The organism is Pseudomonas arvensis (assembly GCF_056688935.1).
In genome coordinates this window covers 2,561,371-2,584,046 of record NZ_CP162038.1, presented here as the reverse complement: position 1 = coordinate 2,584,046, position 22,676 = coordinate 2,561,371, and the positions used below count along the sequence as shown (strand labels likewise).

Below are 22,676 nucleotides of genomic sequence, written 5' to 3'. Positions count from 1 at the left end.
GGGTTGCGCGCCAATACGCCTGCGCCAGCGTTGTATCGGCTTTACTGAGTGCCTCACGACGCTGCGGTGTGGCATCGATCAGCCACGGTGGGACAGCCGCTATCAATGACTTGGCATGAATGCTCGCGGATGCGCCTGCCGCCCGTGCAGGCACGTTTGTCTGGGGAACTACCGACATACTGACTCTCCTGATAATGAAGAGACCAGTTGATCACCGCGCGCGGGCGCATCCGAAGTACTTAGCTATGACGTTTCCTGAACTATCCTGTGGGTGGCACCGCGCCGATACCACCCGACCTGCGGAGGCTTCATGGACACCCCGGACAATAAACCGCCGACCTTATGGCAGATGCTGCAGAGCGTCATGGCTGCGGCCATTGGCGTGCAAAGCGGCAAGAACCGCGCGCGCGACTTCACCCACGGCAAACCCAGCCACTTCGTGGTCCTGGGGATTGTGTTCACAGCCGTGTTTGCGCTGACCTTGTTTGGCATCGTCAAGCTGGTGCTGCACCTGGCCGGTGCCTAGCGCAGCAGCAACTGCAGGCTGAACGGGTAAAGGTAGGATGCTGGCTTGCCCTGGGCGGACAGCGCACGAAAATTCACCGGTGCCGTGTGCCCCAACAAGCGCCGCGCCTGGGGAATGTCGATCAACTGGAACAACGCCAACTGGCGGTCGCGCCCACCGTGGGCGCTGATATCCACGCCCTTGGCATCATCATTGATCAGCACCATGGCCCACCCGCCTACGGTGAAATGCCCGGCGACCAGGCTCGACAAGCGACCGTCCAGGCGCGCCTGCAGGATCTCGGGTGAACTGTTGACCGCGCTGAACAGCACGTCCTTACCCGGTAACCGCCCACTGGCCTGCAACGCCTGCATGGCGCCCAGGGCCATCTGATCGTTGGCCGACCACACCAGCGCCGTCTGCGGGTAGCGCTTGAACAGTTGCGTCGCTTGCTCGAAGGCGCGCTCGCGGTTCCACTCGCCGTAGACCAACTGGCGCAGGCGCGCCTCGGGATGCTCGGCCAGTGCTCGACGCAGGCCCCGCTCGCGCAACTGCGCTCCCGGGGTGGTCTTGGCGCCGGAAAAGGCCAACAGGTCGAGGGATTGGCCCGGCGCAACCGGCCCGTGCTGGCGCAACAGATCACGCAGCATCAGGTAGCCCGCCTCTTCATCGTCAGCGACCAGGCTGCCGATCAAACGGATACCACTGCGGGTGCCCAACAGTTGCTCTTGATCGACGGTCAGTGCGCTGTTCACCATCAGCAGCTTGACGCCACTGCCCTCGGCCATGCGCAGGATCTGCGGGGCGACGTACTGCTCATTGACCAGCACCAGGTAATCCGGACGCTGGCTGCCTTGCAGCACCTCACGCGCCTGGAGCAGCGTGTTGGCGACATCGCGCTCGCCATAACGCACACGCAAATCCAGGCCGAGGTCCTTGGCGGCGGCCTGCATGAATTGCGTGTAGCTGACCCAGAAGGTTTCGGTCGACATGCCCGGATTGAGAAACACCACCGACGTGGCATGGGCCATCGCCCCGTACGTCGATCCCAGCAACCAGACACACGTAATCAACACCTTCAACATGGACGCTTGAGCCTCGAAATTAGGCCGCCATGATAGTGGCAATGCCTAAACCAATCGAGGCTCAATCAACGTCCTTTATTGGTGGCTGACCCAGAAAACGGCGGTTCCCACCACCAGAATGATCAAGAACAGAATGGCCCAGGCATCCACGGTACTGTCGGGTTTACGGGCTTTTGTCGGATTGCTCATCGCATCGCCTCTTGTCGGTTTTATAGGTGATTGCACTAAGACTCGCTCACAGTAAAGTCGACGATTGCCCGCATGACAAATGTGGATATCCCGATAACCGTTCTCATTAGTCATTTTGGTTATTTCCATATACCCAAACATCACTTTTGCGCATAAACGCAAACTGGTATCGTGCGCCGGCTCCGTTGGGAGTGCGCGGCCGTGCGCGCAGATTTGCCGAGAACAGGACCTATATGTACGTATACGACGAATACGATCAGCGCATCATCGAGGACCGCGTCAAGCAGTTCCGTGATCAGACCCGACGCTACTTAGCAGGTGAACTGAGCGAAGAAGAGTTCCGCCCTCTGCGCCTGCAAAATGGCCTTTATGTTCAGCGCTTTGCGCCGATGCTGCGGGTGGCCGTGCCCTACGGCCAACTGACTTCGCGCCAGATGCGCATGATGGCCAGGATTGCCCGCGACTTCGACAAAGGCTATGCCCACATCAGTACCCGCCAGAACGTGCAGTTCAACTGGCCGGCCCTGGAAGATGTGCCGGACATCCTGGCTGAACTGGCCACCGTGCAGATGCACGCCATTCAGACCAGCGGTAACTGCCTGCGCAACGTGACCACCGACCAATTCGCCGGCGTTGCTGCCGACGAACTGATCGACCCTCGCCCATGGTGTGAAATCATCCGTCAATGGACCACCTTCCACCCGGAATTCGCCTACCTGCCGCGCAAGTTCAAGATCGCCGTCAACGGCTCGACCTCGGACCGCGCAGCCATCGAAGTCCACGACATCGGCCTGGAGCCGGTGTACAACGCCGCTGGCGAGTTGGGCTTCCGTGTGCTGGTCGGTGGCGGCCTGGGCCGTACGCCGGTGGTGGGCGCATTCATCAACGAGTTCCTGCCGTGGCAGGATCTGTTGAGCTACCTCGACGCCATCCTGCGGGTCTACAACCGCTACGGCCGTCGTGACAACAAGTACAAGGCCCGGATCAAGATCCTGGTCAAGGCGCTGACCCCCGAGGTGTTCGCCCAGAAAGTCGACGCCGAGATGGAACACCTGCGCGGCGGCCAGACCACCCTGACCGAAGCCGAAGTGCATCGCGTTGCCAAGCATTTCGTCGATCCCGAGTACAAGGCCCTGGCCAACCAGGACGCCGAAATCGCCGAGCTGGAACGCCAGCATCCAGGCTTTGCCCGCTGGCGTGGCCGCAACACCCTGGCGCACAAAAAGCCGGGCTATGTGGCGGTGACCCTGTCGCTGAAACCGACCGGTGTTGCACCGGGCGACATCACCGACAAGCAGCTGGACGCCGTCGCCGACCTGGCTGACCGCTACAGCTTCGGCCAACTGCGTACCTCTCACGAGCAGAACATCATCCTTGCGGACGTTGAGCAGAGCCAACTGTTCACCCTGTGGGGCGAGCTGCGCGAAGGCGGTTTCGCCACGCCGAACATCGGCCTTTTGACCGACATCATCTGCTGCCCGGGTGGCGACTTCTGCTCCCTGGCCAACGCCAAGTCGATCCCGATTGCCGAATCGATCCAGCGCCGTTTCGACGACCTGGACTACCTGTTCGACATCGGCGAGCTGGACCTGAACATTTCCGGTTGCATGAACGCCTGTGGTCACCACCACGTCGGCCACATCGGCATCCTGGGCGTGGACAAGAAAGGCGAAGAATTCTACCAAGTGTCCCTGGGTGGCAGCGCCAGCCGCGATGCGAGCCTGGGCAAGATCCTCGGCCCGTCCTTCGCCCAGGAAGCCATGCCCGAGGTGATCGGCAAACTGATCGATGTGTACATCGAACAGCGCACCGAAGATGAGCGTTTCATCGACACCTACCAGCGCATCGGCATTGACCTGTTCAAGGAGCGCGTCTATGCAGCGAATCATTAAGAACAACGAAGTCCTCGACGAAACCTGGCACCTGCTGCCCAAGGACGCGAGCTTCGACGGCATCTCCAACTGCGACGACCTGATCGTACCGTTGGCGCTGTGGCGCGAACACGGCCACGCCCTCAAGGCCCGCGACGGCGGCCTGGGTGTGTGGCTGGACGCCGATGAAGAAGCCGAAGAGATCGGCGCCGACGTGGAACACTTCCAGGTCATCGCGCTGAATTTCCCGGCCTTCACCGACGGTCGCAACTACTCCAACGCCCGCCTGCTGCGCGACCGCTACGGTTACAAGGGCGAACTGCGGGCGATTGGCGACGTGCTGCGCGACCAGTTGTTCTACCTGCGCCGTTGCGGGTTCGATGCCTTCGCCCTGCGCGCAGACAAAGACCCGTACGAAGCGCTGGAAAGCCTCAAGGACTTCTCGGTGACGTACCAGGCTGCAACGGATGAGCCGCTGCCGCTGTTTCGTCGCCGGTAAGTTTGCGGACATGAAAAAGCCCTGGCATGCCAGGGCTTTTTCATGGCTGGAGTTTGATCGACGCCAGCACCTGTTTCTGTCCCATGGAGCATGGGACGCCTTCCGGCTGCGCACGTACGGCCTCAATCACTCCCAGCAACTGGGCTTTGCTGTGGACCAGTTGCGCCTGCATCACTTCGATCTGCGCCACCTTGCTCTCTAAGGCCAGGATGAGTTCGTCGCGCTTGTGCTCCCCCGGCGCGGGCATCAACGCCTTGAGTTCCTGCAAGGTAAACCCGGCCTGTTGCGCGCTCTGGATCAACTGCAAGGTTTGCAACGCGTCTTCTGAATAGCGCCGATAGCCATTGGCTTGGCGTCCCACCTGACTGATCAAGCCTTCACTCTCGTAAAAGCGGATGCGCGAAGCCGCCAGGCCGCTCTGTTTTGCCAGCTCACCAATATTCATCACAACGCCTGCTTGACATTAAAGTTAACTTTAAGCTTAGCCTGAGGCCTCCCCCACTCAGGAGTCAACGCATGTCACCTTTTGAAGCCTTGCAACTGCCCAACGGCCAAATCATCGCCAACCGCATCGCCAAGGCGGCGATGGAAGAAAACATGGCCGATATCAACCAGGCGCCGTCCCGCGAATTGAAGCAGTTGTACAAGGCCTGGGCAGACGGCGAACCCGGCCTGCTGTTGACCGGCAATGTGATGATCGACCGCCACGCCATGACCGGCCCCGGCGGCGTGGCCCTGGAAAACGAGCAACACCTGGACAGCTTTCGCGAATGGGCCGATGTGGCGCGCAACAAGGGCGTGCACTTCTGGGTGCAGCTCAGCCATCCAGGGCGCCAGACCATGGCCAATCTCGGCCAGCAAGCGTTGGCGCCGTCCGCCATTGCCCTCGACCTGGGCAGTTTTTCCAAGATGTTCGCCAAGCCCAAAGCCATGAGCGAAGACGAAATCCAGGACGTGATCCAGCGCTTCGCCACCAGCGCACGCCTGGCCGAGAAAGCCGGCTTTACCGGCGTGCAGATCCACGGCGCCCACGGCTATTTGCTGAGTCAGTTTCTCTCGCCCTTGAGCAACCACCGCACTGACCGCTGGGGCGGCTCGCTGGAAAACCGTGCGCGCCTGCTGCTGGAAGTGATTCACGCGGTGCGCGCCAGCGTCAGCCCGTCGTTTTGCGTGGCGGTCAAACTCAATTCGGCGGATTTCCAGCGCGGCGGCTTTGACGAAACCGATGCGCGGGCAGTGGTGGAAATGCTCAACCCATTGCCCATCGACCTGCTGGAACTGTCCGGCGGCAGCTATGAAGCGCCCGCCATGCAAGGCGAAGCACGGGACGGTCGCACGCTCGCCCGTGAAGCGTACTTCCTTGAATTTGCCGCCCAAATGGCCAGCGTCGCCAGCATGCCCGTGATGGTCACCGGGGGCATTCGCCGCCTGCCTATCGTGCAGCAAGTGCTGGACAGCGGCATCGCCATGGCCGGTATCGCCACCGCCCTGACGCTGGAACCGCAACTGATCAAACACTGGCGCGAAGGTCGCGACCTCAACCCGCAACTCAAGCCGATCGACTGGAAGCGCAAGCCCCTGGCCTCGCTCGCCACGCTCGCCGTGGTGCGCAACCAGATGCGCCGCCTCAGCCGTGGTCGGCGGCCCAACCCCAAGGTGATGCCCTGGTTGGCACTGGCGTGTGACCAATGGTTTATCGCCCGCCGCACACGGCAATACCGTGCGGCCATGACGCAATCTTCACATTAAAGAAGGAGCATTCGCCGTGATCGAACTGTCCCCTATTGATCAGCAGCTTTTAACCTCACTGACGATTGGAGTGCTTCATGGCGAAAATCAACCTGGCCCAGCAACTGGCGACCACACTTGAACAGGCGGGCATCAAGCGCATCTGGGGCCTGACCGGCGACAGCCTCAACGGTCTCACCGATGCGCTGCGCACCATGGACAGTATCGAGTGGATGCACGTGCGCCACGAAGAAGTCGCGGCCTTTGCCGCCGGTGCAGAGGCCGCCGCCACCGGCGAGTTGACGGTGTGCGCCGGCAGTTGCGGGCCGGGTAATCTGCACTTGATCAATGGTCTGTTCGACTGCCATCGCAACCATGTGCCGGTGCTGGCGATTGCCGCACAGATTCCATCCTCGGAAATCGGCCTGAACTACTTCCAGGAGACCCATCCCCAGGAACTGTTCAAGGAGTGCAGCCACTTCATCGAGCTGGTCACCAACCCCGCGCAGATGCCCCAGGTGCTGCACCGCGCCATGCGCTCGGCGATCCTCAATCGCGGCGTGGCGGTGGTGGTGATTCCGGGGGATGTGTCGCTGCTGGAAGTCGAAGACACCCTCAAGCCGTGGCCGGCCCTGCACGCGCCACGCACCTTGCCGGCAGAGGCCGATCTGCTGCAATTGAGCGAGATCCTCTCGCGCAGTGAAAAGGTCACGCTGCTGTGTGGCAGCGGCTGTGCCGGCGCCCATGCGCAAGTGGTGGCCCTGGCGGACATGCTGGGCGCGCCGGTGGTACACGCCTTGCGCGGCAAGGAACATGTGGAATGGGATAACCCCTTTGATGTGGGCATGACCGGCCTGATCGGTTTCAGCTCCGGTTACCACGCCATGCTCGACTGCGACACGCTGATCATGCTCGGCACCGACTTCCCGTATCGCCAGTTCTACCCCACCGACGCAAAAATCATCCAGGTCGACCGCAATCCGCAGGCACTGGGCCGTCGCGCCACCTTGGACCTGGGTATCGCCGCGGATGTCAGCGAAACCATCGATGCCCTGCTGCCGCGCTTGACCCGCAAGACGGATCGCAGCTTCCTTGAAACCTCGTTGAAGCATTACGTAAAAGCCCGTCAGGGGCTGGACGACCTTGCGCAACCGTCCAAGGCCAATCGACCGATCCACCCGCAATACGTTGCGCGACTGCTCAGTGAGTTGGCCGACGATGACGCGATCTTTACCGCCGATGTCGGCTCGCCCACGGTCTGGGCGGCGCGCTACCTGAAGATGAACGGCAAGCGCCGCCTGATCGGCTCGTTCAACCATGGCTCCATGGCCAACGCGATGCCCCAGGCGATTGGCGCGCAGGCCGCATTTGCGGGTCGGCAAGTGATTTCCATGTCCGGCGACGGCGGTTTCGCCATGCTGATGGGGGATTTCATCTCGCTGGCGCAGCTGAAGTTGCCGGTCAAAGTCATCGTATTTGATAACTCGTCACTGGGATTTGTCGCCATGGAGATGAAGGCCGCGGGTTATCTGGACACGGGCACCGAGCTGAAGAATCCGGATTTCGCGGCGATGTCCAACGCCATGGGAATCCTCGGCATTCGCGTGGAGCAATCCGCAGATCTGGAACCCGCCCTGCGCCGCGCCCTGGCCCACGATGGCCCGGTGCTGGTGGATGTGGTAACCGCCACTCAGGAACTGGTGATGCCGCCGAGCATCAAGCTGGAACAGGCCAAGGGGTTCAGCCTGTATATGCTCAAGGCGGTGATGAGTGGGCGTGGCGATGAGGTGATCGAATTAGCGCGGACCAACTGGCTGCGCTGATCTGAACAGGTGAAGAGGGGCTTGCCTGGCGAGGCTGCGTGGCGGACGTATTGACACCCCGCGATCTGCGGGGCGCCCAACGCAGCCTCGCTTGCGCTCGGCAGCTGCTACGGGTGACGGGGATACTTGGCAGCCGCTTCGCATTATCCTGTAGAACTTGTGTAGATACCTATGCGGTCTGTTTTTCTACCCATTGTGCGTAGGCATCAATGAAGGTCTGCAAAAACGGCTTGGTCTTTTCTGACACCTTGCCCGACTCATCAAACACACTGCCCGCCCCACCCAGGTAGGCTTCCGGCTGCTGCATGCACCACACATCCAGGAACACCAGGGACTGGCGCAGATGGTGGTTGGCGCCAAAGCCGCCAATGGCGCCCGGCGACACGCTGATGATCGCTCCCGGTTTGCCGCTCCAGGCGCTTTGTCCATAAGGGCGGGAACCCACGTCAATCGCATTCTTCAATGGGGCCGGCACCGAGCGGTTGTATTCCGGTGTCACGAACAGCACCGCGTCGGATGAACTCACCTGTTTGCGGAAAGTACTGTAGGCTGCCGGCGGTGAATCAGCGTCGATGTCTTCGTTGTAGAGCGGCAGATCGCCGATTTCGACAATGCTCAACTTCAGATTGGCCGGAGCCAGTTCGGCCAATGCCAACGCGACCTTGCGGTTGATCGACTGTTTTCTCAAGCTGCCAACCAGGACGGCAATCGTGTAGACCTTGCTCATGGAGGTTTTCCCGATGTCTGACTAATGGAGCTTGTAGTTATAGAGACTTCACGACGGGTTCACCAGAAGGTTTTGAGATTCCTCCAGGCGTTTGCGTCGCACGCTGCTGCGTAGGAAGTGTCTGAAAATCTCAATGAATAGTATTTTTTTTGTGTAGGCAAACTACCTCTCTTTATGGCGGTCTACAGAACCGTAAATCGAGTGTTTATCTCCAGAGGTTCTAAACAGATGGCAGCAGTACTTGTCGGACAGTTCCATGCCAGAGACGCGGAAGGCCGCGTGTATTCCGTGCATGAGTTCCAGGAATCCAACCCGGCGCAAGCCGACTTGGCTGGCTCGACGCCCACCACGACCTACAAGCTGGCCATTGGCGACCGTGTAGAAAAACTGGAAGGCGATGAGTTCAAACTGATCCAGTCGGGCATCATTATTGTCCGCGAATCGCAAACCACCCTCGCGTCATAAGATCTCGCCTTGATGACCTGCTCAGTCCTGGCCATTGATGGCATCGACTGGGCCGGGGTGATCAAGGGCTGCGGATTTCCGTGACCTCAAGACCCTGCTCGCTCTGCTTGAGCGTCACCAGCAAGTGCCCCCGCTCCCCTTCAACGGCGTACACCGTGCGCGTGTAGCCTGACGTGTTGTAGGCGGGATATGCCTCCACCTGCCTGACCAGAGTAACCCCCAACACCGCCCCCACCTGCTCGCCCACCTGTTCCTGGGCACGGATAAACGCTTCGAGCGCGAGGCTCTGCGGTGTGTCGTCGTGATTGCTGAAGAGATAAGCCGCCGCGCACCCTACGGTCACCAGGACCAGGAGTTGCTTGGCCGTTACCCCGAAGAACGTCGAGGGAATAGGCATTTGAGACCAGACCTGTTTTTGTTGTAAGTGCCGGTATCCGGCTTTGGTCGTTGATGATCAGACAAGCCATTCTAGTGAGGTCGTGATTGAACGCCAGTGGCACAGGCGACCTGCACCGTCTTTTTTACGCACGACCACTTGTACCATTGAAACCCCACGGCACTGCACATAGACTCCGGCCATGCGTTTACGTCATCTCGAAGTGATTCAGGCCATCTTGCAGACCGGACACCTCGGCACGGCCGCCGAATGGTTGCAGCTCCCCGTGGGCGATGTGGAGGCGTCGCTCAAGGAAGCCGAGCAGCAACTGGGTTTTATGCTGTTCGCCAGCGTACGCGGGCGCTTGCAGGCAACGCGGGAAACCCTGGCGTTGCAGCCAGAAATCGCCCATGTGTACGAAGCGTTGGAGCCGGTGCAACGGCTGGCCAGCCGCCTGAAACACCATCACGCCCCACCCCTGCGAGCGCTCTGCACCCCGCCCCTGGCCAATCAACTGTTGCCGCACAGCATCGCGGTGCTGCGCCGACGTTTCCAGGACACCCCCTGCAACCTGTCGAGCCAGCCCACACGAGAAATCGTCAGGAGCCTGTTGCTGCACGAGGCCGACGTCGGCCTGAGCCTGCATGACCCGGAACACCCGCAAATCCTCAGCACCGTGCTCGCCCAGGGCAAACTGCAGCTACTCGCACCCCACGGTTGGCTCAAGCCCAAGCAAAAGTACATTGCGCTGCAGGACCTGGCCGGGCAGTCGATGATCGGGCTGGAGGGGCAAGACCCACTCAGCCGCCTGCTGGACGCCAAGCTGCAAGCCCTTCGGCCACTGCCGGTGGTGCAAACCCGCGTGCAGACCTACCAGATGATGCGCAGCATGGTGGAAGCGGGAGAAGGCCTGGCGATTGTCGACCCGTTCACCGCGTTCGGCGCACGGGAGGCCGGGCTGGATGCATGCCCGGTGTCGCCGCCGATCACGATCCATCTGTACGCGCTGACCCTCAAGGATGGGATGGCTTCTGCAGCCTTGAATGCATTGCTGGAGATTGTCACGCAGAAGGCTGAAAGCCTGCTGTTGGGTTAAGTCTTGTCGACTTCGGACTTGAACAACCGATACCAGAAAATCGCCACTTCGCGCGTTTGCGGGTCGATGCCGCGATAACGCAGGTGGTCGATCCCCCCATCACATAACCGCAGCGCTCATAAAGACGGCACGCGCCGAGGTTGTTGTTTTGGGTTTCGAGCATCATGCCCGGCAGGTTTTTCTTGCGGCTCCAGAACTGCGCCACATCCAGCAACGCCTTGGCCACGCCGTGCCGCCGTGCCGGCAGGACCACCGCCAGTTCATCCACATGGGCAAAACCATTCCAGTTGGTACTGACCACGATATGCCCCACCGCTCGATCGTCCAGGTAGGCCATGAAAATCGCGCTGTCTGGCGCATCGCGGAAACTGGCGAACTCCTCAGGATCAATCCCATAACATTTGCGGTACGGCAGGATGCGCTCCAGCGGCCACTGATCGACGCGCTTGCCCATCTCCGGCACGCTATAGGCGCTGACCTCGAAACTGAAGTCATTGCCCCACACGTAGGCATCGAAGCCTTCGTCGGCGACTCGCACACTGAGCCCTGGGTACTTCGGGTTCATTACGGCTTGCATAAACATCCTTAACCCTTGATGCAATCTACGGTGTAACAACGACCACTGCCGTCATCTTCGTGTTGTAACCCGTGAACATCGGCAACAAAACCGGGGAAACTGCTATCGAACGTCCGGGCAAATGCCAGGTAGTCGATGATCGAGCGGGTTGACTCGGTAAAGCGCTCGCCGGGCATGATCAACGGAATGCCGGGCGGATAAGGCACCAGCATCACGGCTGCGACGCGTCCTGGCAAGGCATCAATCGACACGGCCTCCACTTCTCCTCTTACCAATTGGTCGTAGGCGTCCGCCGGTTTCATCGCGACGTCCGGTAATACGGTGTACATGCGCTTGAGGTGTTTGGCGGTGGCGTTGCTGCGGTAGCAACTGTGCAGTTGGTCGCACAGGTCGCGCAAACCCAGGCCCTGATAACGCGCCGGGCCCTGGGCAAATACTGACGGCAAACAACTGGCCAGGCTGGTATTCGCGTCATAACTGCGCTTGAACTCCAGCAACTCCGTGAGCAACGTACTCCATTTGCCTTTGGTGATGCCCATGGAAAACAGCACCAGGAAGGAATATAGCCCGGTCTTTTCTACCACCAGCCCGCGCTCCCAGAGGAATTTACTGACCACCGCCGCGGGAATCCCGCAATCGCTCAAGGCACCGCCTGCATTGAGGCCGGGCATCACCAGCGTGACTTTGATCGGGTCCAGCAACACATAGTCTTCGGCCACATCACCAAAGCCATGCCACTCATCCTGCGGCTGCAACAGCCAATCCGCCGTGGCGACGCGGTCGATGCCGGCCACCGACGGCGGTTGCCAGATGGAGAACCACCAGTCCTCGGCGGCGATATGCTGGCGCAGATTAGCCAGGGCGCGGCGAAAACTCAGGGCTTCGTCGAACATTTCCTGGAGCAACGAACGCCCGGCCGGACCTTCCATCATCGCCGACGCTACGTCCAGCGAGGCGATGATGCTGTATTGCGGCGATGTGGAGATGTGCATCATGAACGCTTCGTTGAAACGGTCGCGGTCCAGCTGCCGCGCACCGCCGTCCTGGACATGGATCATCGAGGCCTGGCTGAAGGCCGCCAGCAGTTTGTGGGTGGAATGGGTGGTAAACACCAGCGGGCTGTCCGGGGTACGCGAGGTGCCCATGCCATAGCGCCCGGCGAAAAACTCATGGAACGCTGCGTAGGCATACCAGGCTTCGTCAAAGTGCAGCACCTCGACGCTGTTGCCCAGTTGCTGCTTGATCAGCTCGGCGTTGTAGCACAGGCCGTCATAGGTGGAGTTGGTGACCACGGCCATCTTCACTTTCGCGGGCCGCCCACGGGTCAGGGGGCTGGCGTCGATCTTGGCGCGGATCGACTCGGGGCTGAATTCGCTCAGGGGAATGGGGCCGATGATCCCCAGTTCATTGCGTTCCGGGCACAGGTACAGCGGGATCGCGCCGGTCATGATGATCGAGTGCAGGACGGATTTGTGGCAGTTGCGGTCCACCAGCACCAGGTCATCGCGGCCGACCATGGAATGCCAGACGATCTTGTTGGCGGTGGATGTGCCATTGATCACAAAGAAGGTGTGGTCGGCGCCGAAGTTGCGCGCAGCACGAGCCTCGGCTTCGGCCAGCGGGCCGGTGTGGTCCAGCAGCGAGCCCAGTTCGGGCACTGAAACCGACAAATCCGAACGCAGGGTGTTTTCCCCGAAGAACTGATGAAACGCCTGCCCCACTGGGCTTTTGCGATACGCCACGCCTCCGCCATGACCGGGGGTGTGCCAGGAATAATTGGAGTCGGCGGTGTGTTGTACCAACGCCTTGAAGAATGGCGGCAACAGGCCATCTAGATAGGTGCGTGCGGCGCGGGCCACTTGCCGGGCCAGGAATGGCACGGTGTCTTCGAACAGATAAAGAATACCGCGCAGCTGGTTGAGTTCGCTCATGGCATCGGCCGGGGCGTTTTCCAGGGTGACTTGCTCGCCCAGGGCAAAGATCGGCAGGTTGGGTGCCCGCACCCGCGCCAGGCGAATCAGCTCGACCATGTTTTGCAGCAGGTGGGTATTTTCGCCAGCGCCCTCGGCGGCGATCAACATGCAGGCCAGGCCGTGATGGGTAGACGCCACCAGCCGACCTTCAGCGTAGTCCACGGCGGAAAAAACACTGAAGCCCTCCTGTTCCAGCTCCCGGGCAATGCCGCGGACCCGGTCGCCAGCAACGGTGTCGGCCTTGATGTCGCGGTGCACGATAAGAACAGGGAACTTCAGGTCTTTGTACATGAGGGCGTAGAGTCCTGAGGGCTATGCACTCAGGGTAGAAGCTAGGCTGCGATGACGCGAATGAAGATTTTGAGAGCTATGGAGATCAACTGTAGGGGGGCAAGCCCCCTCCGACGTTTTGATGGCTATTGTTGTGTCAGCTGAGTCCACAACGCAGGAGCACCGGCCGACTTGGCAATTGCTTCCAGGCGTTGTGCATGCTCGACCATGTCCTGTTCGCTGGCGCGAAGAATCGTGGTCGGCTTGCGATCTGCCGGCAGGCGGCGGATTTCCGAAGGACGGTTGCCCGAGCCTTCTGCCGAGCCACTACCATCGGACGCATTCCCCGCCAACGAAAGGCTGGTCTGCCCGCCGGTCATGGTCAGGTAGACGTCGGCGAGAATCTCGGAGTCGAGCAGAGCGCCGTGGAGTTCGCGGCCGGAGTTGTCGACACCATACCGCTTGCACAACGCATCGAGGCTGTTGCGCTGGCCGGGGTGACGTTCACGGGCCATCATCAAGGTATCGAGGATCGAGCAGTGCTGGGAAATGTCTGCACGATCAGTCTGCCCCATCAGGGCAAATTCGTTATTGATGAAACCGACGTCGAACGCCGCGTTATGGATGATCAGCTGGGCGCCCTTGATGAATTCGAAGAACTCATCGGCCACTTCAGCGAAGCGTGGCTTGCCCTTGAGGAACTCGTCGGTGATACCGTGGACGCCGATGGCGCCTTCGTCACTGTCGCGGTCCGGTTGCAGGTAGACGTGGAAGTGACGCCCGGTGAGACGCCGACCCATGAGTTCGACACAGCCGATTTCAATGATCCGGTGGCCGTCAGTCACCGGCATGCCGGTGGTTTCGGTATCGAGTACAACAGATCGGATGGCCATCAGGGTTCAGCTCTCAACGGTGGTGTGCACTGTGGTGTGCGTCAAAGGGCGCGATGTTAGCACGTCAGCTCTGCTTGTAGCCTCGCACCTCGTCTACACCACGGTTGGCGAGCTGGTCTGCCCGCTCGTTGCCGGGGTGGCCGATGTGCCCGCGAACCCACTTCCAAGTGATGTCATGGCGATTGCATTGCTCGTCGAGCAATTGCCACAGGTCGGCATTTTTTACCGGTTCCTTGGCGGCGGTCTTCCAGCCGCGCTTCTTCCAATTGACCATCCATTCGTTGATGCCCTTCATCACGTACTGCGAGTCGGTGACCAGCAGCACGTTGCAGCGACGCTTGAGTTCTTCCAGGCCGCGAATCGCGCCCATCAGTTCCATGCGGTTGTTGGTGGTGTTGGCTTCGCCGCCCCACAGTTCCTTCTCGACGCCCTTGCACACCAGCAAGGCGCCCCAGCCGCCAGGGCCTGGGTTGCCCTTGCAGGCGCCATCGGTGAAGAGTTCTACGCTGTCAGTCATCAGTTACTCGGTCTTAAATCAAAAAGGGGTTTTACGTTTCACTTTGCTTGCGGTTGACCTTGGCCATCGGCATCGGCACCAGTTTGCCGATGGGCTGGCGCGCTACCTGGCGCACCGGCCGTAGCCCGACCACAATCTTGCGCGCCACTAATAGATAGAAGCCGCCGCCCGACAGTTGCCAGATACCCGCCCGGCGTTCCCAGCCGCTGAGGCGCGCCTGCCACCTGGTCGAGGCAAGCGGCGGACGATAGCACCCGAAGCGGCGTTTCTCCAGCGCGAAGCCCAGCAGGTTCAGCCAGTCCGCCACCCGCGACGGCGCGATGCAGCGCGCCTGGCGCAGGCCATCATGGGCGAACACATGGCGCAGCCCCCAACTGCTCCAAGGGTTGATGCCGACAATCAGCAAATGGCCACCAGGGCGCACGCTGCTCGCCGCCTCGCGCAGCAAACCGTGGGGCGACAGGCAGAAATCCAGGCCATGCTGCAACACCACCACATCGGCGGCGTGCTCGCTCAACGGCCAGGCCTGTTCCTCGCAAACGATCTCGACGCCCGGCAAAGGTGCGCCCAGGCGCACATTGCGTTGCACCTGCGGCGCAGACGGCGGCGTCTGTGCGGAGGGACCGTAATGCACCAGATAGCCACCAAAGAAGCGGCCCAGCTCGTCTTCGAGCATGCGCCGTTCTTCATCCAGCAGAAATTGCCCGATGGGCCCGGACAGCCATTCACGGGCCGCGCCGATCAGGGCCAGCCACTCAGGATCGGCCTGGGCGAACGCTTTATCAGTCATTGCATTCTCCAACTCGCCTAGACGTTCTAAGATGCACCAATGTGTTCAGCTTGGCGAATCGAAGAATGATACAGATCAGTGCCCTGCCCGCCTTCACCGATAACTACATCTGGTTGTTACAGAACCCGCCTAAAAAGCGCTGCGCGGTGGTCGACCCCGGCGATGCCGCGCCGGTACTGGCCTGGCTCACGCAAAATCCCGAGTGGACCTTGAGCGATATCCTGATCACCCACCATCACCATGACCACGTGGGTGGCGTCGAACAACTCAAGCACGCGACCAACGCCAAGGTCTACGGCCCGGCCAACGAACAGATCCCGGCGCGGGACGTGGCGTTAAATGATAACGACCGCATCACGGTGCTCGGCTGGGACTTCGACATTTATGCCGTGCCCGGCCACACCCTAGGCCATATCGCTTTTTATCACCCGGGCGTGCTGTTGTGTGGCGACACCCTGTTCGCCGCCGGTTGCGGGCGCCTGTTCGAGGGCACGCCTGAACAGATGCACACTTCGCTGGAGCGTTTGGCTGTCCTGCCCGCCGACACCTTGGTGTACTGCACCCACGAATACACACAAAGTAACCTCAAGTTTGCCCAAGCGGTGGAACCAGACAACGCCGATATCGCCGAACGGGTGGAAAGCGTCCGCCAACTGCGGGCCCGTGGCGAGATAACACTGCCCTCCAACCTGGCCCTGGAAAAACGCACCAACCCTTTTTTGCGCACCTCTGAAACATCCGTTAAACAAAAAGCGGACGAACGGAACGGCCGCGACAACCGCTCTGGGGCCGAGGTTTTTGCTAGCTTGAGGGCGTGGAAAGATAAGTTCTAAGACGATGCAATCTGATACGTAATTTCTGAATGGTTGACCGGAACCAAAGCGCTTTCTAGAATCGCCCGACATTTTTGCCCGGAACTTACTTCCAGCCAATGTCGTCATCTATTCGTAAATCCAACCATTCAGACGCATTGACCCGCCTGGCTCAAGCTGTGGCGGTGGCTGTCTCCGCAACTCTGGCGGGCTGCCAATCGACAAATTACGCTGCACAAACCACCGTGCAACCCAAACCCAATCTTGCTGCCAAGATCAAGCAAAAACCTATCTGGCTCACAGAGAAGCCCAGCCCCGAAGTACCCCAGGACGTCTGGGAACGCATGCGCCGGGGCTTTCAATTGCAGGACAACGTTGGCGTCAACCCGCGCATCGAGCAACAGCGCCTGTGGTTCGCGAGCAACCCGTCCTTCCTGGAGAACGCCGGCGAACGCGGCAGTCTCTACATTCATTACATCGTCGAACGCCTTGAAGAACGCAACATGCCCCTGGAGCTGGCGCTACTGCCGGTGATCGAAAGTGCCTACAACCCGATGGCCTATTCACGCAGCGATGCGGTGGGCCTGTGGCAGTTCATCCCCTCCACCGGGCGCTACTTCAACCTGCGCCAGACCCGCGCCTACGACGGCCGACGCGACATCACCGCCTCCACCACCGCCGCCCTCGACTACCTGACACGCCTGCATGACATGTTCAACGGCGACTGGCTGTTGGCGCTGGCCGCCTACAATGCCGGCGAAGGCACCGTGAGCCGCGCCATCGAGCGCAACGAAAAGCTCGGCCTGCCGACCGACTACTGGAACCTGCCCCTGCCCCAGGAAACCAAGGACTACGTGCCCAAGTTCCTGGCGCTCTCCCAAGTGGTGCTGGCCCCCGAGGCCTACGGCGTCAACCTGAACCCGATTGCCAACACGCCGTACTTCGAAGTGGTTGAAGTCAAGCAAAGCATGGACCTGTCACGGGTCGCCGCGCTGGCTGAAATCGACGAAGACGAGCTGTTCCAACTCAACCCGGCCCTGAAACAACGCACCACCCTGGACGGCCCGCAACATCTGTTGGTACCGAGCTCCAAGGCGCAGTTGCTGACCAGCACCCTTTCGACGATGAAGCCGGAAGAATTGCTGGCGATGCGCCCGAAAAAACAGGTGTTCGACGAAGTCGAGACCGCACGCGTGGCCGGCCGCAGCCGCAGCTACAAGGTGCGCAGCGGCGACAACCTCACGCTGATCGCCAAGGCCAACAAGGTCGATGTGCACGACCTGCAGCGCTGGAACCAGCTTAATGGCCAGGCACTGAAGGTCGGTCAGACATTGGTGATGCAGGACACCCGCCGCGCGGTGGCCAGCAGCAAGAAGCCGGTGCAGTACAAGGTCAAGAAAGGCGACTCGCTGTACATCGTTGCCAAGCGATTCAACGTCGAGATGCAACATCTCAAGCGTTGGAACCCGCGTACTGGCCAGGCATTGAAGCCGGGGCAGATGCTGGTGGTTTCCGGGCCGCGCTGATAACTCGGGAACACTACGGATCTAATTGTGGGAGGGGGCTTACCCCCGATAGCGGTGTGTCAACCAGTGAATCTGGTAGCTGACAGCCTGCTATCGGGGGCAAGCCCCCTCCCACATTGGTTCTCCAGTGTCTGGGACTGGCTTTTTCCAACCGGAACAAGCTGTTACTGTACCGACCATAAAGCCCAAGCCGCCTGGATCGGATCTCTGACTTGAAGCGTCCCCTCCTTCTACTAATAAGTCTGGCCTTGAGCTTTGGTGCGAACGCGACGATTACCGAGAGCCACGGTTATACGCAGTTCGGCAGGCTCAAGTACCCGGCCAAATTCACCCACTTCGACTGGGTCAACCCTGCAGCGCCGAAAGGCGGGACTTTGCGGGTCATGGCATTTGGCACCTTCGATACGCTCAACCCCTATACCTTCAAGGGCTCCAGCCCGGTTTCCACCCCCAATTTCCTGCAATACGGCGTCAACGAGCTCAATGAGCCGTTGATGGCCGGCACCGGCCAGTACGCGCCGTCCGGTGATGAGCCCACCTCTAGCTACGGATTGATTGCCCAATCGGTCGAGTACAGCGAGGACCGCAGCTGGGTGGTGTTCAATTTGCGCCCGGAAGCGCGCTTTCATGATGGCAAGCCGATCACCGCCGATGACGTGGCCTTTTCCTATCGCACCCTGCTGACCGAGGGCCATCCGCAATACCGCACCAACCTGCAGGAAGTGGCGCGGGTAGACGTCCTCAATCCTCACCGCATCCGGTTTGTGTTCAAGCGCGCTGGCAACCCGCTGCTGATTCTGCGCCTGGGCGAGCTGCCGGTATTGCCCCAGCACTATTGGAAAAACCGCGACTTCAAGGCCACCACCTTCGAACCGCCGCTGGGCAGCGGACCGTACCGTATCAGCAAGGTCACCCCGGGACGCCAGCTGGTGTTTGAGCGGGTCAAGGATTACTGGGGCAAGGACCTGCCGGTCAACCGGGGTTTCTACAATTACGACAAGGTCGAAGTGGAGTTCTACCGCGACAGCGACGTGGCCTTCGAGGCCTTCAAGGCCGGCGAATTCGACATCTACATCGAGCACCAAGCCAAGAACTGGGCCAATGGCTACAACTTCCCTGCGGTGAACCGGGGTGAGGTGATCAAGGCGCAGATCGCCCACCAGATCCCCACCCAAAGCCAGGGCCTGTTCATGAACACCCGCCGACCGACCTTCAGCCAGGCCAAGGTGCGTGAAGCCCTGGGGCTGATGTTCGACTTCGAGTGGACCAACCGCACCCTGTTCAGCAACGCCTACAAACGCACCTTGAGCTACTACCCCAACAGCGAGTTCGCCGCCAGCGGCGTACCCGTGGGCCACGAATGGCTGATGCTCTCGCCGTACCGCGAGCAATTGCCGGCGAACCTGTTTACCCAAGCCTTCAGCCTGCCGCAGACCGACGGGCGCGGCATCCCCCGCGAGAACATGCGCCGCGCCCTGGCACTGCTGGGCGAGGCTGGCTGGAAACTCTCGGGCCAGCGCTTGCTCAACAAAGATGGGCAGCCGCTGCGCTTTGAGATGCTGCTGGTCAACCCGAACCTGGAGCGCATCCTGCAACCCTATGTGGAGAACCTGATCAGCATCGGCATCGACGCGCGCCTGCGCACCGTCGACCGCGCGCAGTACAAGCAGCGCCTGGATCAATTCGACTTCGACATGATCCTGATCACCCTCAACCAGACCCTGAGCCCCGGCCTTGAGCAGTGGCAGTACTTCCACTCCAGCCAGGCCGCGATCAAGGGCAGCAAGAACTACGCAGGCATCGCCAACCCGATCGTCGATCACCTGCTGGAACAACTGCTGGCCGCCCAGACTCGCGAAGAACAACTGGCCGCCGGCCGCGCCCTCGACCGGGTGCTGCTGTGGCAGCACTACAGCATTCCAAACTGGTACCTCAACTATCATCGCCTGGCGTACCGCAACCGGTTCGCCTTTGTCGCCACGCCGCCCTACAGCCTGGGCCTGAGCGCGTGGTGGCTCAAAGCGTCGGAGAAAGCCCAATGATGTCTTTGCGTTCTTCACTGTTTGCCGGCTTGTTGCTGAGCTGCGCGGCCCACGCGGCGCCGCAGCATGCGCTGACGCTGTACAACGAGCCGCCGAAATACCCGGCCGACTTCAAGCACTTCGACTATGTGAACCCGGATGCCCCCAAGGGCGGCACGTTCCGCGAGTCGGCCATGGGCGGCTTCGACAGCCTCAACCCCTACATTGCCAAAGGCGTGCCGGCGGACAACCTTGGCCTGATCTACGACACCCTGGCCATGCAAAGCCTGGATGAACCCATCACCGAATACGGCCTGGTCGCCGGCAAGATCGAAAAAGCCCCGGACAACAGTTGGGTGCGTTTCTACCTGCGCCCCGAAGCGCGCTTCCATGATGGCCACCCGATCCGTGCCGAAGACGTGGTGTTTACCTTCCAGGAACTGATCAAGGAAGGCTCGCCGATCTACCGCACCTATTACGCCGACGTCGACGAAGTCATTGCCGAAGATCCGCTGAAAGTGCTGTTCAAGTTCAAGCGCACCAACAACCGCGAATTACCGCTGATCCTCGGGCAACTGCCGGTGTTGCCCAAGCATTGGTGGGCGACCCGCGACTTCGCCAAGGGCAACCTTGAAGTGCCGTTGGGCAGCGGGCCGTACAAGGTCGCCGAGGTCAAGGCCGGGCGCATGATCCGCTACGAGCGGGTCAAGGACTACTGGGCCAAGGACCTGCCGGTCACCAAGGGTTTCTACAATTTCGATAACCGCATCACCGACTACTATCGCGACAGCACCGTCTCCCTGGAAGCCTTGAAGGCTGGGCAGTTCGACTATTGGCTGGAATTCAGCGCCAAGAACTGGGCCAACGCCTACAACATCCCGGCCGTGACCGAAGGCCGCTTGATCAAGGAAGAGATTCCCAACGGTAACCCCACCGGGATGCAAGGTTTTGTGTTCAACATGCGCAAACCCATGTTCGAAGACGTGCGCGTGCGCAAGGCCATCAGCCTGTTGCTGGATTTCGAATGGAGCAACAAGCAGCTGTTCAACGGCGCCTACACCCGTACCCGCAGCTACTTCGAAAACTCGGAGATGGCGGCCACTGGCCTGCCCGGCCCTGATGAGCTGAAAATCCTCGAACCGCTGCGCGACAAGATCCCTCCCGAAGTCTTCACCCAGGCTTTCGAACCGGCCAAGACCGACGGCAGCGGCATGATCCGCACCCAGCAACGCGAAGCCTACCAACTGCTGCAGGAAGCCGGTTGGCGTATCGTCGATGACAAGATGGTCGACCCCACCGGCAAACCGGTGAAGATCGAATTCCTGCTGGCCCAGACTGAATTCGAACGCATCCTGCTGCCCTTCAAGCGTAACCTGGCCGACCTGGGTATCGACCTGGTGATCCGCCGCGTCGACGTCTCGCAGTTCGTCAATCGTATCCGCTCGCGGGACTTCGACATGCTGGTGGGCAGCTTCCCGCAGTCCACCTCGCCCGGTAACGAACAGCGCGAATTCTGGAAATCCTCCAGCGCCGATAAACCCGGCAGCCGCAACTACATGGGCCTCAAGGACCCGGCGGTTGACCAATTGGTAGAGGAACTGATCGACTCCGATTCGCGCAAAAGCCTGGTGGCCCATGCCAAAGCCCTGGATCGCGTGTTGCAGTTTGGCTACTACGTGATTCCCAACTGGCACATCAAGACGTTCCGCGTGGCGTATTGGGATCACCTGGGCCACCCTAAGGTACCGCCGCGCTACGACGTGGGCACCGCCACCTGGTGGAGCAAACCCAATGTCAAACCTGCCGTCCCCCTGAACACAGACACGACCGCCGATCCGGCGAGCGGAGGCGATTGAATGCTGGCCTATATTGTTCGCCGCCTGTTACTCATCATCCCCACATTGTTCGGGATCCTGCTGATCAACTTCATCATCATCCAGGCCGCCCCCGGTGGCCCGGTGGAACAGATGATCGCCAAGCTTGAGGGCTTTGAAGGCGCCACCAGCCGCATTGCCGGCGGCGGCGCCGAAGTCTCGGTGGCCGGCTCCAGCAGCTATCGCGGCGCCCAGGGCCTGGACCCGGCGCTGATCAAGGAAATCGAAAAGATGTACGGCTTCGACAAGTCGGCGCCGGAACGCTTGTGGATCATGGTCAAGAACTACGCCCAGCTGGATTTTGGCGACAGCTTCTTCCGTGACGCCAAGGTCATCGACCTGATCAAGGAAAAGATGCCGGTGTCCATCTCCCTCGGGTTATGGAGCACGCTGATCATGTACCTGGTGTCGATCCCCCTGGGGATCGCCAAGGCTACGCGCCATGGCAGCCATTTCGACGTGTGGACCAGTTCGGCGATCATCGTCGGCTATGCGATCCCGGCGTTCCTGTTCGCGATCCTGTTGATCGTGGTATTCGCCGGCGGCAGTTACTTGGACTGGTTCCCGTTGCGCGGGCTCACCTCCAACAACTTTGACGAGCTGAGCTGGGGCGGCAAGATCCTCGACTACTTCTGGCACTTGGCGTTGCCGATCACCGCGCTGGTCATCGGCAACTTCGCGACCATGACGCTGCTCACCAAAAACAGCTTTCTCGACGAGATCAACAAGCAGTACGTGGTCACCGCCAAGGCCAAGGGCCTGACCAACCACCGCGTGCTTTACGGCCATGTGTTCCGTAACGCGATGCTACTGGTGATCGCCGGTTTCCCCTCGGCGTTTATCGGCATCTTCTTCACTGGCTCATTGCTGGTGGAAGTGATCTTCTCCCTCGACGGCCTGGGCCTGATGAGCTTTGAAGCGGCGATCAACCGTGACTACCCGGTGGTGTTCGGCACGCTGTTTATCTTCACCCTGCTGGGGCTGATCGTGAAACTGATCGGTGACCTCACCTACACCCTGGTCGATCCGCGTATCGACTTCGCCAGCCGGGAGCATTGA

Annotated in this window: 20 protein-coding genes and 1 pseudogene; 12 read left to right on the top strand and 9 right to left on the bottom strand. The window is 60.5% G+C overall.

The window, feature by feature from the left end:
• Positions 1–310: 310 nt before the first annotated feature.
• Positions 311–526 (top strand): DUF2970 domain-containing protein, encoded by a 216-nt coding sequence (locus tag AB3G88_RS11665; RefSeq protein WP_191947864.1) that lies wholly within the window; start codon positions 311–313, stop codon positions 524–526.
• On the opposite strand, the gene AB3G88_RS11660 is transcribed toward AB3G88_RS11665, so the two are convergent.
• Entirely contained in the window at positions 523–1,590 is a 1,068-nt protein-coding gene (locus AB3G88_RS11660) for an ABC transporter substrate-binding protein (protein ID WP_480454094.1), read from the bottom strand. The two genes, AB3G88_RS11665 and AB3G88_RS11660, sit on opposite strands and share 4 nt — an antisense overlap.
• Before the next feature lie 422 nt (positions 1,591–2,012).
• Between AB3G88_RS11660 and AB3G88_RS11655 the strand changes: the two genes are divergently transcribed.
• Entirely contained in the window at positions 2,013–3,671 is a 1,659-nt protein-coding gene (locus AB3G88_RS11655) for a nitrite/sulfite reductase (protein ID WP_099582792.1), read from the top strand.
• Positions 3,655–4,149 carry a DUF934 domain-containing protein gene (locus AB3G88_RS11650; RefSeq protein WP_003235539.1) on the top strand — a complete coding sequence of 165 codons (495 nt, stop codon included), beginning with the start codon at positions 3,655–3,657 and terminating at the stop codon, positions 4,147–4,149. The genes AB3G88_RS11655 and AB3G88_RS11650 overlap by 17 nt, the downstream gene beginning before the upstream one ends.
• Positions 4,150–4,189: 40 nt before the next feature.
• On the opposite strand, the gene AB3G88_RS11645 is transcribed toward AB3G88_RS11650, so the two are convergent.
• Positions 4,190–4,594, bottom strand: a complete 405-nt coding sequence (locus AB3G88_RS11645; protein ID WP_099582791.1) for a MerR family transcriptional regulator — start codon at positions 4,592–4,594, stop codon at positions 4,190–4,192.
• A gap of 71 nt (positions 4,595–4,665) precedes the next feature.
• Here AB3G88_RS11645 and AB3G88_RS11640 point away from each other — a divergent pair, with 71 nt between their 5' ends.
• Together AB3G88_RS11640 and poxB are read left to right on the top strand one after the other, a co-directional pair.
• Complete coding sequence (locus AB3G88_RS11640; RefSeq protein ID WP_480454092.1) at positions 4,666–5,898, top strand: NADH:flavin oxidoreductase/NADH oxidase family protein; 1,233 nt, start codon at positions 4,666–4,668, stop codon at positions 5,896–5,898.
• A 77-nt stretch (positions 5,899–5,975) separates the two neighbouring features.
• A complete protein-coding gene (gene poxB / locus AB3G88_RS11635) occupies positions 5,976–7,700 on the top strand; it encodes a ubiquinone-dependent pyruvate dehydrogenase (protein WP_191947861.1) in 1,725 nt (574 codons plus the stop codon).
• Between the two features lie 169 nt (positions 7,701–7,869).
• Here poxB and AB3G88_RS11630 read toward each other — a convergent pair whose 3' ends face one another.
• The gene (locus AB3G88_RS11630) at positions 7,870–8,427 is read right to left on the bottom strand and encodes an NADPH-dependent FMN reductase (protein ID WP_099582788.1); all 558 of its coding nucleotides are present in this window, start codon (positions 8,425–8,427) and stop codon (positions 7,870–7,872) included.
• A gap of 228 nt (positions 8,428–8,655) precedes the next feature.
• On the opposite strand from AB3G88_RS11630, the gene AB3G88_RS11625 reads away from it, so the two are divergent.
• Entirely contained in the window at positions 8,656–8,892 is a 237-nt protein-coding gene (locus tag AB3G88_RS11625) for a hypothetical protein (RefSeq protein ID WP_099582787.1), read from the top strand.
• Positions 8,893–8,953: 61 nt separating this feature from the next.
• Here AB3G88_RS11625 and AB3G88_RS11620 read toward each other — a convergent pair whose 3' ends face one another.
• Positions 8,954–9,289, bottom strand: a complete 336-nt coding sequence (locus AB3G88_RS11620; RefSeq protein ID WP_099582786.1) for a hypothetical protein — start codon at positions 9,287–9,289, stop codon at positions 8,954–8,956.
• Between the two features lie 181 nt (positions 9,290–9,470).
• Here AB3G88_RS11620 and AB3G88_RS11615 point away from each other — a divergent pair, with 181 nt between their 5' ends.
• On the top strand, positions 9,471–10,364 hold the full coding sequence (locus AB3G88_RS11615; RefSeq protein ID WP_480454090.1) for a LysR substrate-binding domain-containing protein: 894 nt from the start codon (positions 9,471–9,473) through the stop codon (positions 10,362–10,364).
• On the opposite strand, the pseudogene AB3G88_RS11610 reads toward AB3G88_RS11615, so the two are convergent.
• The 5 genes and pseudogenes from AB3G88_RS11610 to AB3G88_RS11590 all read right to left on the bottom strand — a co-directional run bounded on the left by AB3G88_RS11610 (position 10,361) and on the right by AB3G88_RS11590 (position 15,384).
• Positions 10,361–10,929 (bottom strand): annotated as a pseudogene (locus AB3G88_RS11610) (GNAT family N-acetyltransferase). The gene AB3G88_RS11615 and the pseudogene AB3G88_RS11610 sit on opposite strands and share 4 nt — an antisense overlap.
• A 20-nt stretch (positions 10,930–10,949) precedes the next feature.
• On the bottom strand, positions 10,950–13,205 hold the full coding sequence (locus tag AB3G88_RS11605; RefSeq protein WP_158876175.1) for an Orn/Lys/Arg family decarboxylase: 2,256 nt from the start codon (positions 13,203–13,205) through the stop codon (positions 10,950–10,952).
• Positions 13,206–13,330: 125 nt separating this feature from the next.
• On the bottom strand, positions 13,331–14,071 hold the full coding sequence (gene dnaQ / locus AB3G88_RS11600; RefSeq protein WP_177411613.1) for a DNA polymerase III subunit epsilon: 741 nt from the start codon (positions 14,069–14,071) through the stop codon (positions 13,331–13,333).
• Between the two features lie 70 nt (positions 14,072–14,141).
• The gene (gene rnhA, locus AB3G88_RS11595) at positions 14,142–14,594 is read right to left on the bottom strand and encodes a ribonuclease HI (protein ID WP_003173571.1); all 453 of its coding nucleotides are present in this window, start codon (positions 14,592–14,594) and stop codon (positions 14,142–14,144) included.
• A 31-nt stretch (positions 14,595–14,625) separates the two neighbouring features.
• Positions 14,626–15,384 (bottom strand): class I SAM-dependent methyltransferase, encoded by a 759-nt coding sequence (locus tag AB3G88_RS11590; RefSeq protein WP_480454088.1) that lies wholly within the window; start codon positions 15,382–15,384, stop codon positions 14,626–14,628.
• A 65-nt stretch (positions 15,385–15,449) separates the two neighbouring features.
• Between AB3G88_RS11590 and gloB the strand changes: the two genes are divergently transcribed.
• The 5 genes from gloB to AB3G88_RS11565 all read left to right on the top strand — a co-directional run bounded on the left by gloB (position 15,450) and on the right by AB3G88_RS11565 (position 22,676).
• Positions 15,450–16,217 (top strand): hydroxyacylglutathione hydrolase, encoded by a 768-nt coding sequence (gene gloB, locus AB3G88_RS11585; protein WP_480454087.1) that lies wholly within the window; start codon positions 15,450–15,452, stop codon positions 16,215–16,217.
• Positions 16,218–16,315: 98 nt separating this feature from the next.
• Positions 16,316–17,722 (top strand): lytic transglycosylase domain-containing protein, encoded by a 1,407-nt coding sequence (locus tag AB3G88_RS11580; RefSeq protein ID WP_099582779.1) that lies wholly within the window; start codon positions 16,316–16,318, stop codon positions 17,720–17,722.
• A gap of 212 nt (positions 17,723–17,934) precedes the next feature.
• Complete coding sequence (locus tag AB3G88_RS11575) at positions 17,935–19,764, top strand: extracellular solute-binding protein (RefSeq protein ID WP_480454084.1); 1,830 nt, start codon at positions 17,935–17,937, stop codon at positions 19,762–19,764.
• Positions 19,761–21,599, top strand: coding sequence for an extracellular solute-binding protein (locus tag AB3G88_RS11570; RefSeq protein WP_480454083.1), 1,839 nt, complete (start codon positions 19,761–19,763; stop codon positions 21,597–21,599). Before AB3G88_RS11575 ends, AB3G88_RS11570 begins: the two co-directional genes overlap by 4 nt.
• Positions 21,600–22,676, top strand: coding sequence for a microcin C ABC transporter permease YejB (locus AB3G88_RS11565; protein WP_099582776.1), 1,077 nt, complete (start codon positions 21,600–21,602; stop codon positions 22,674–22,676).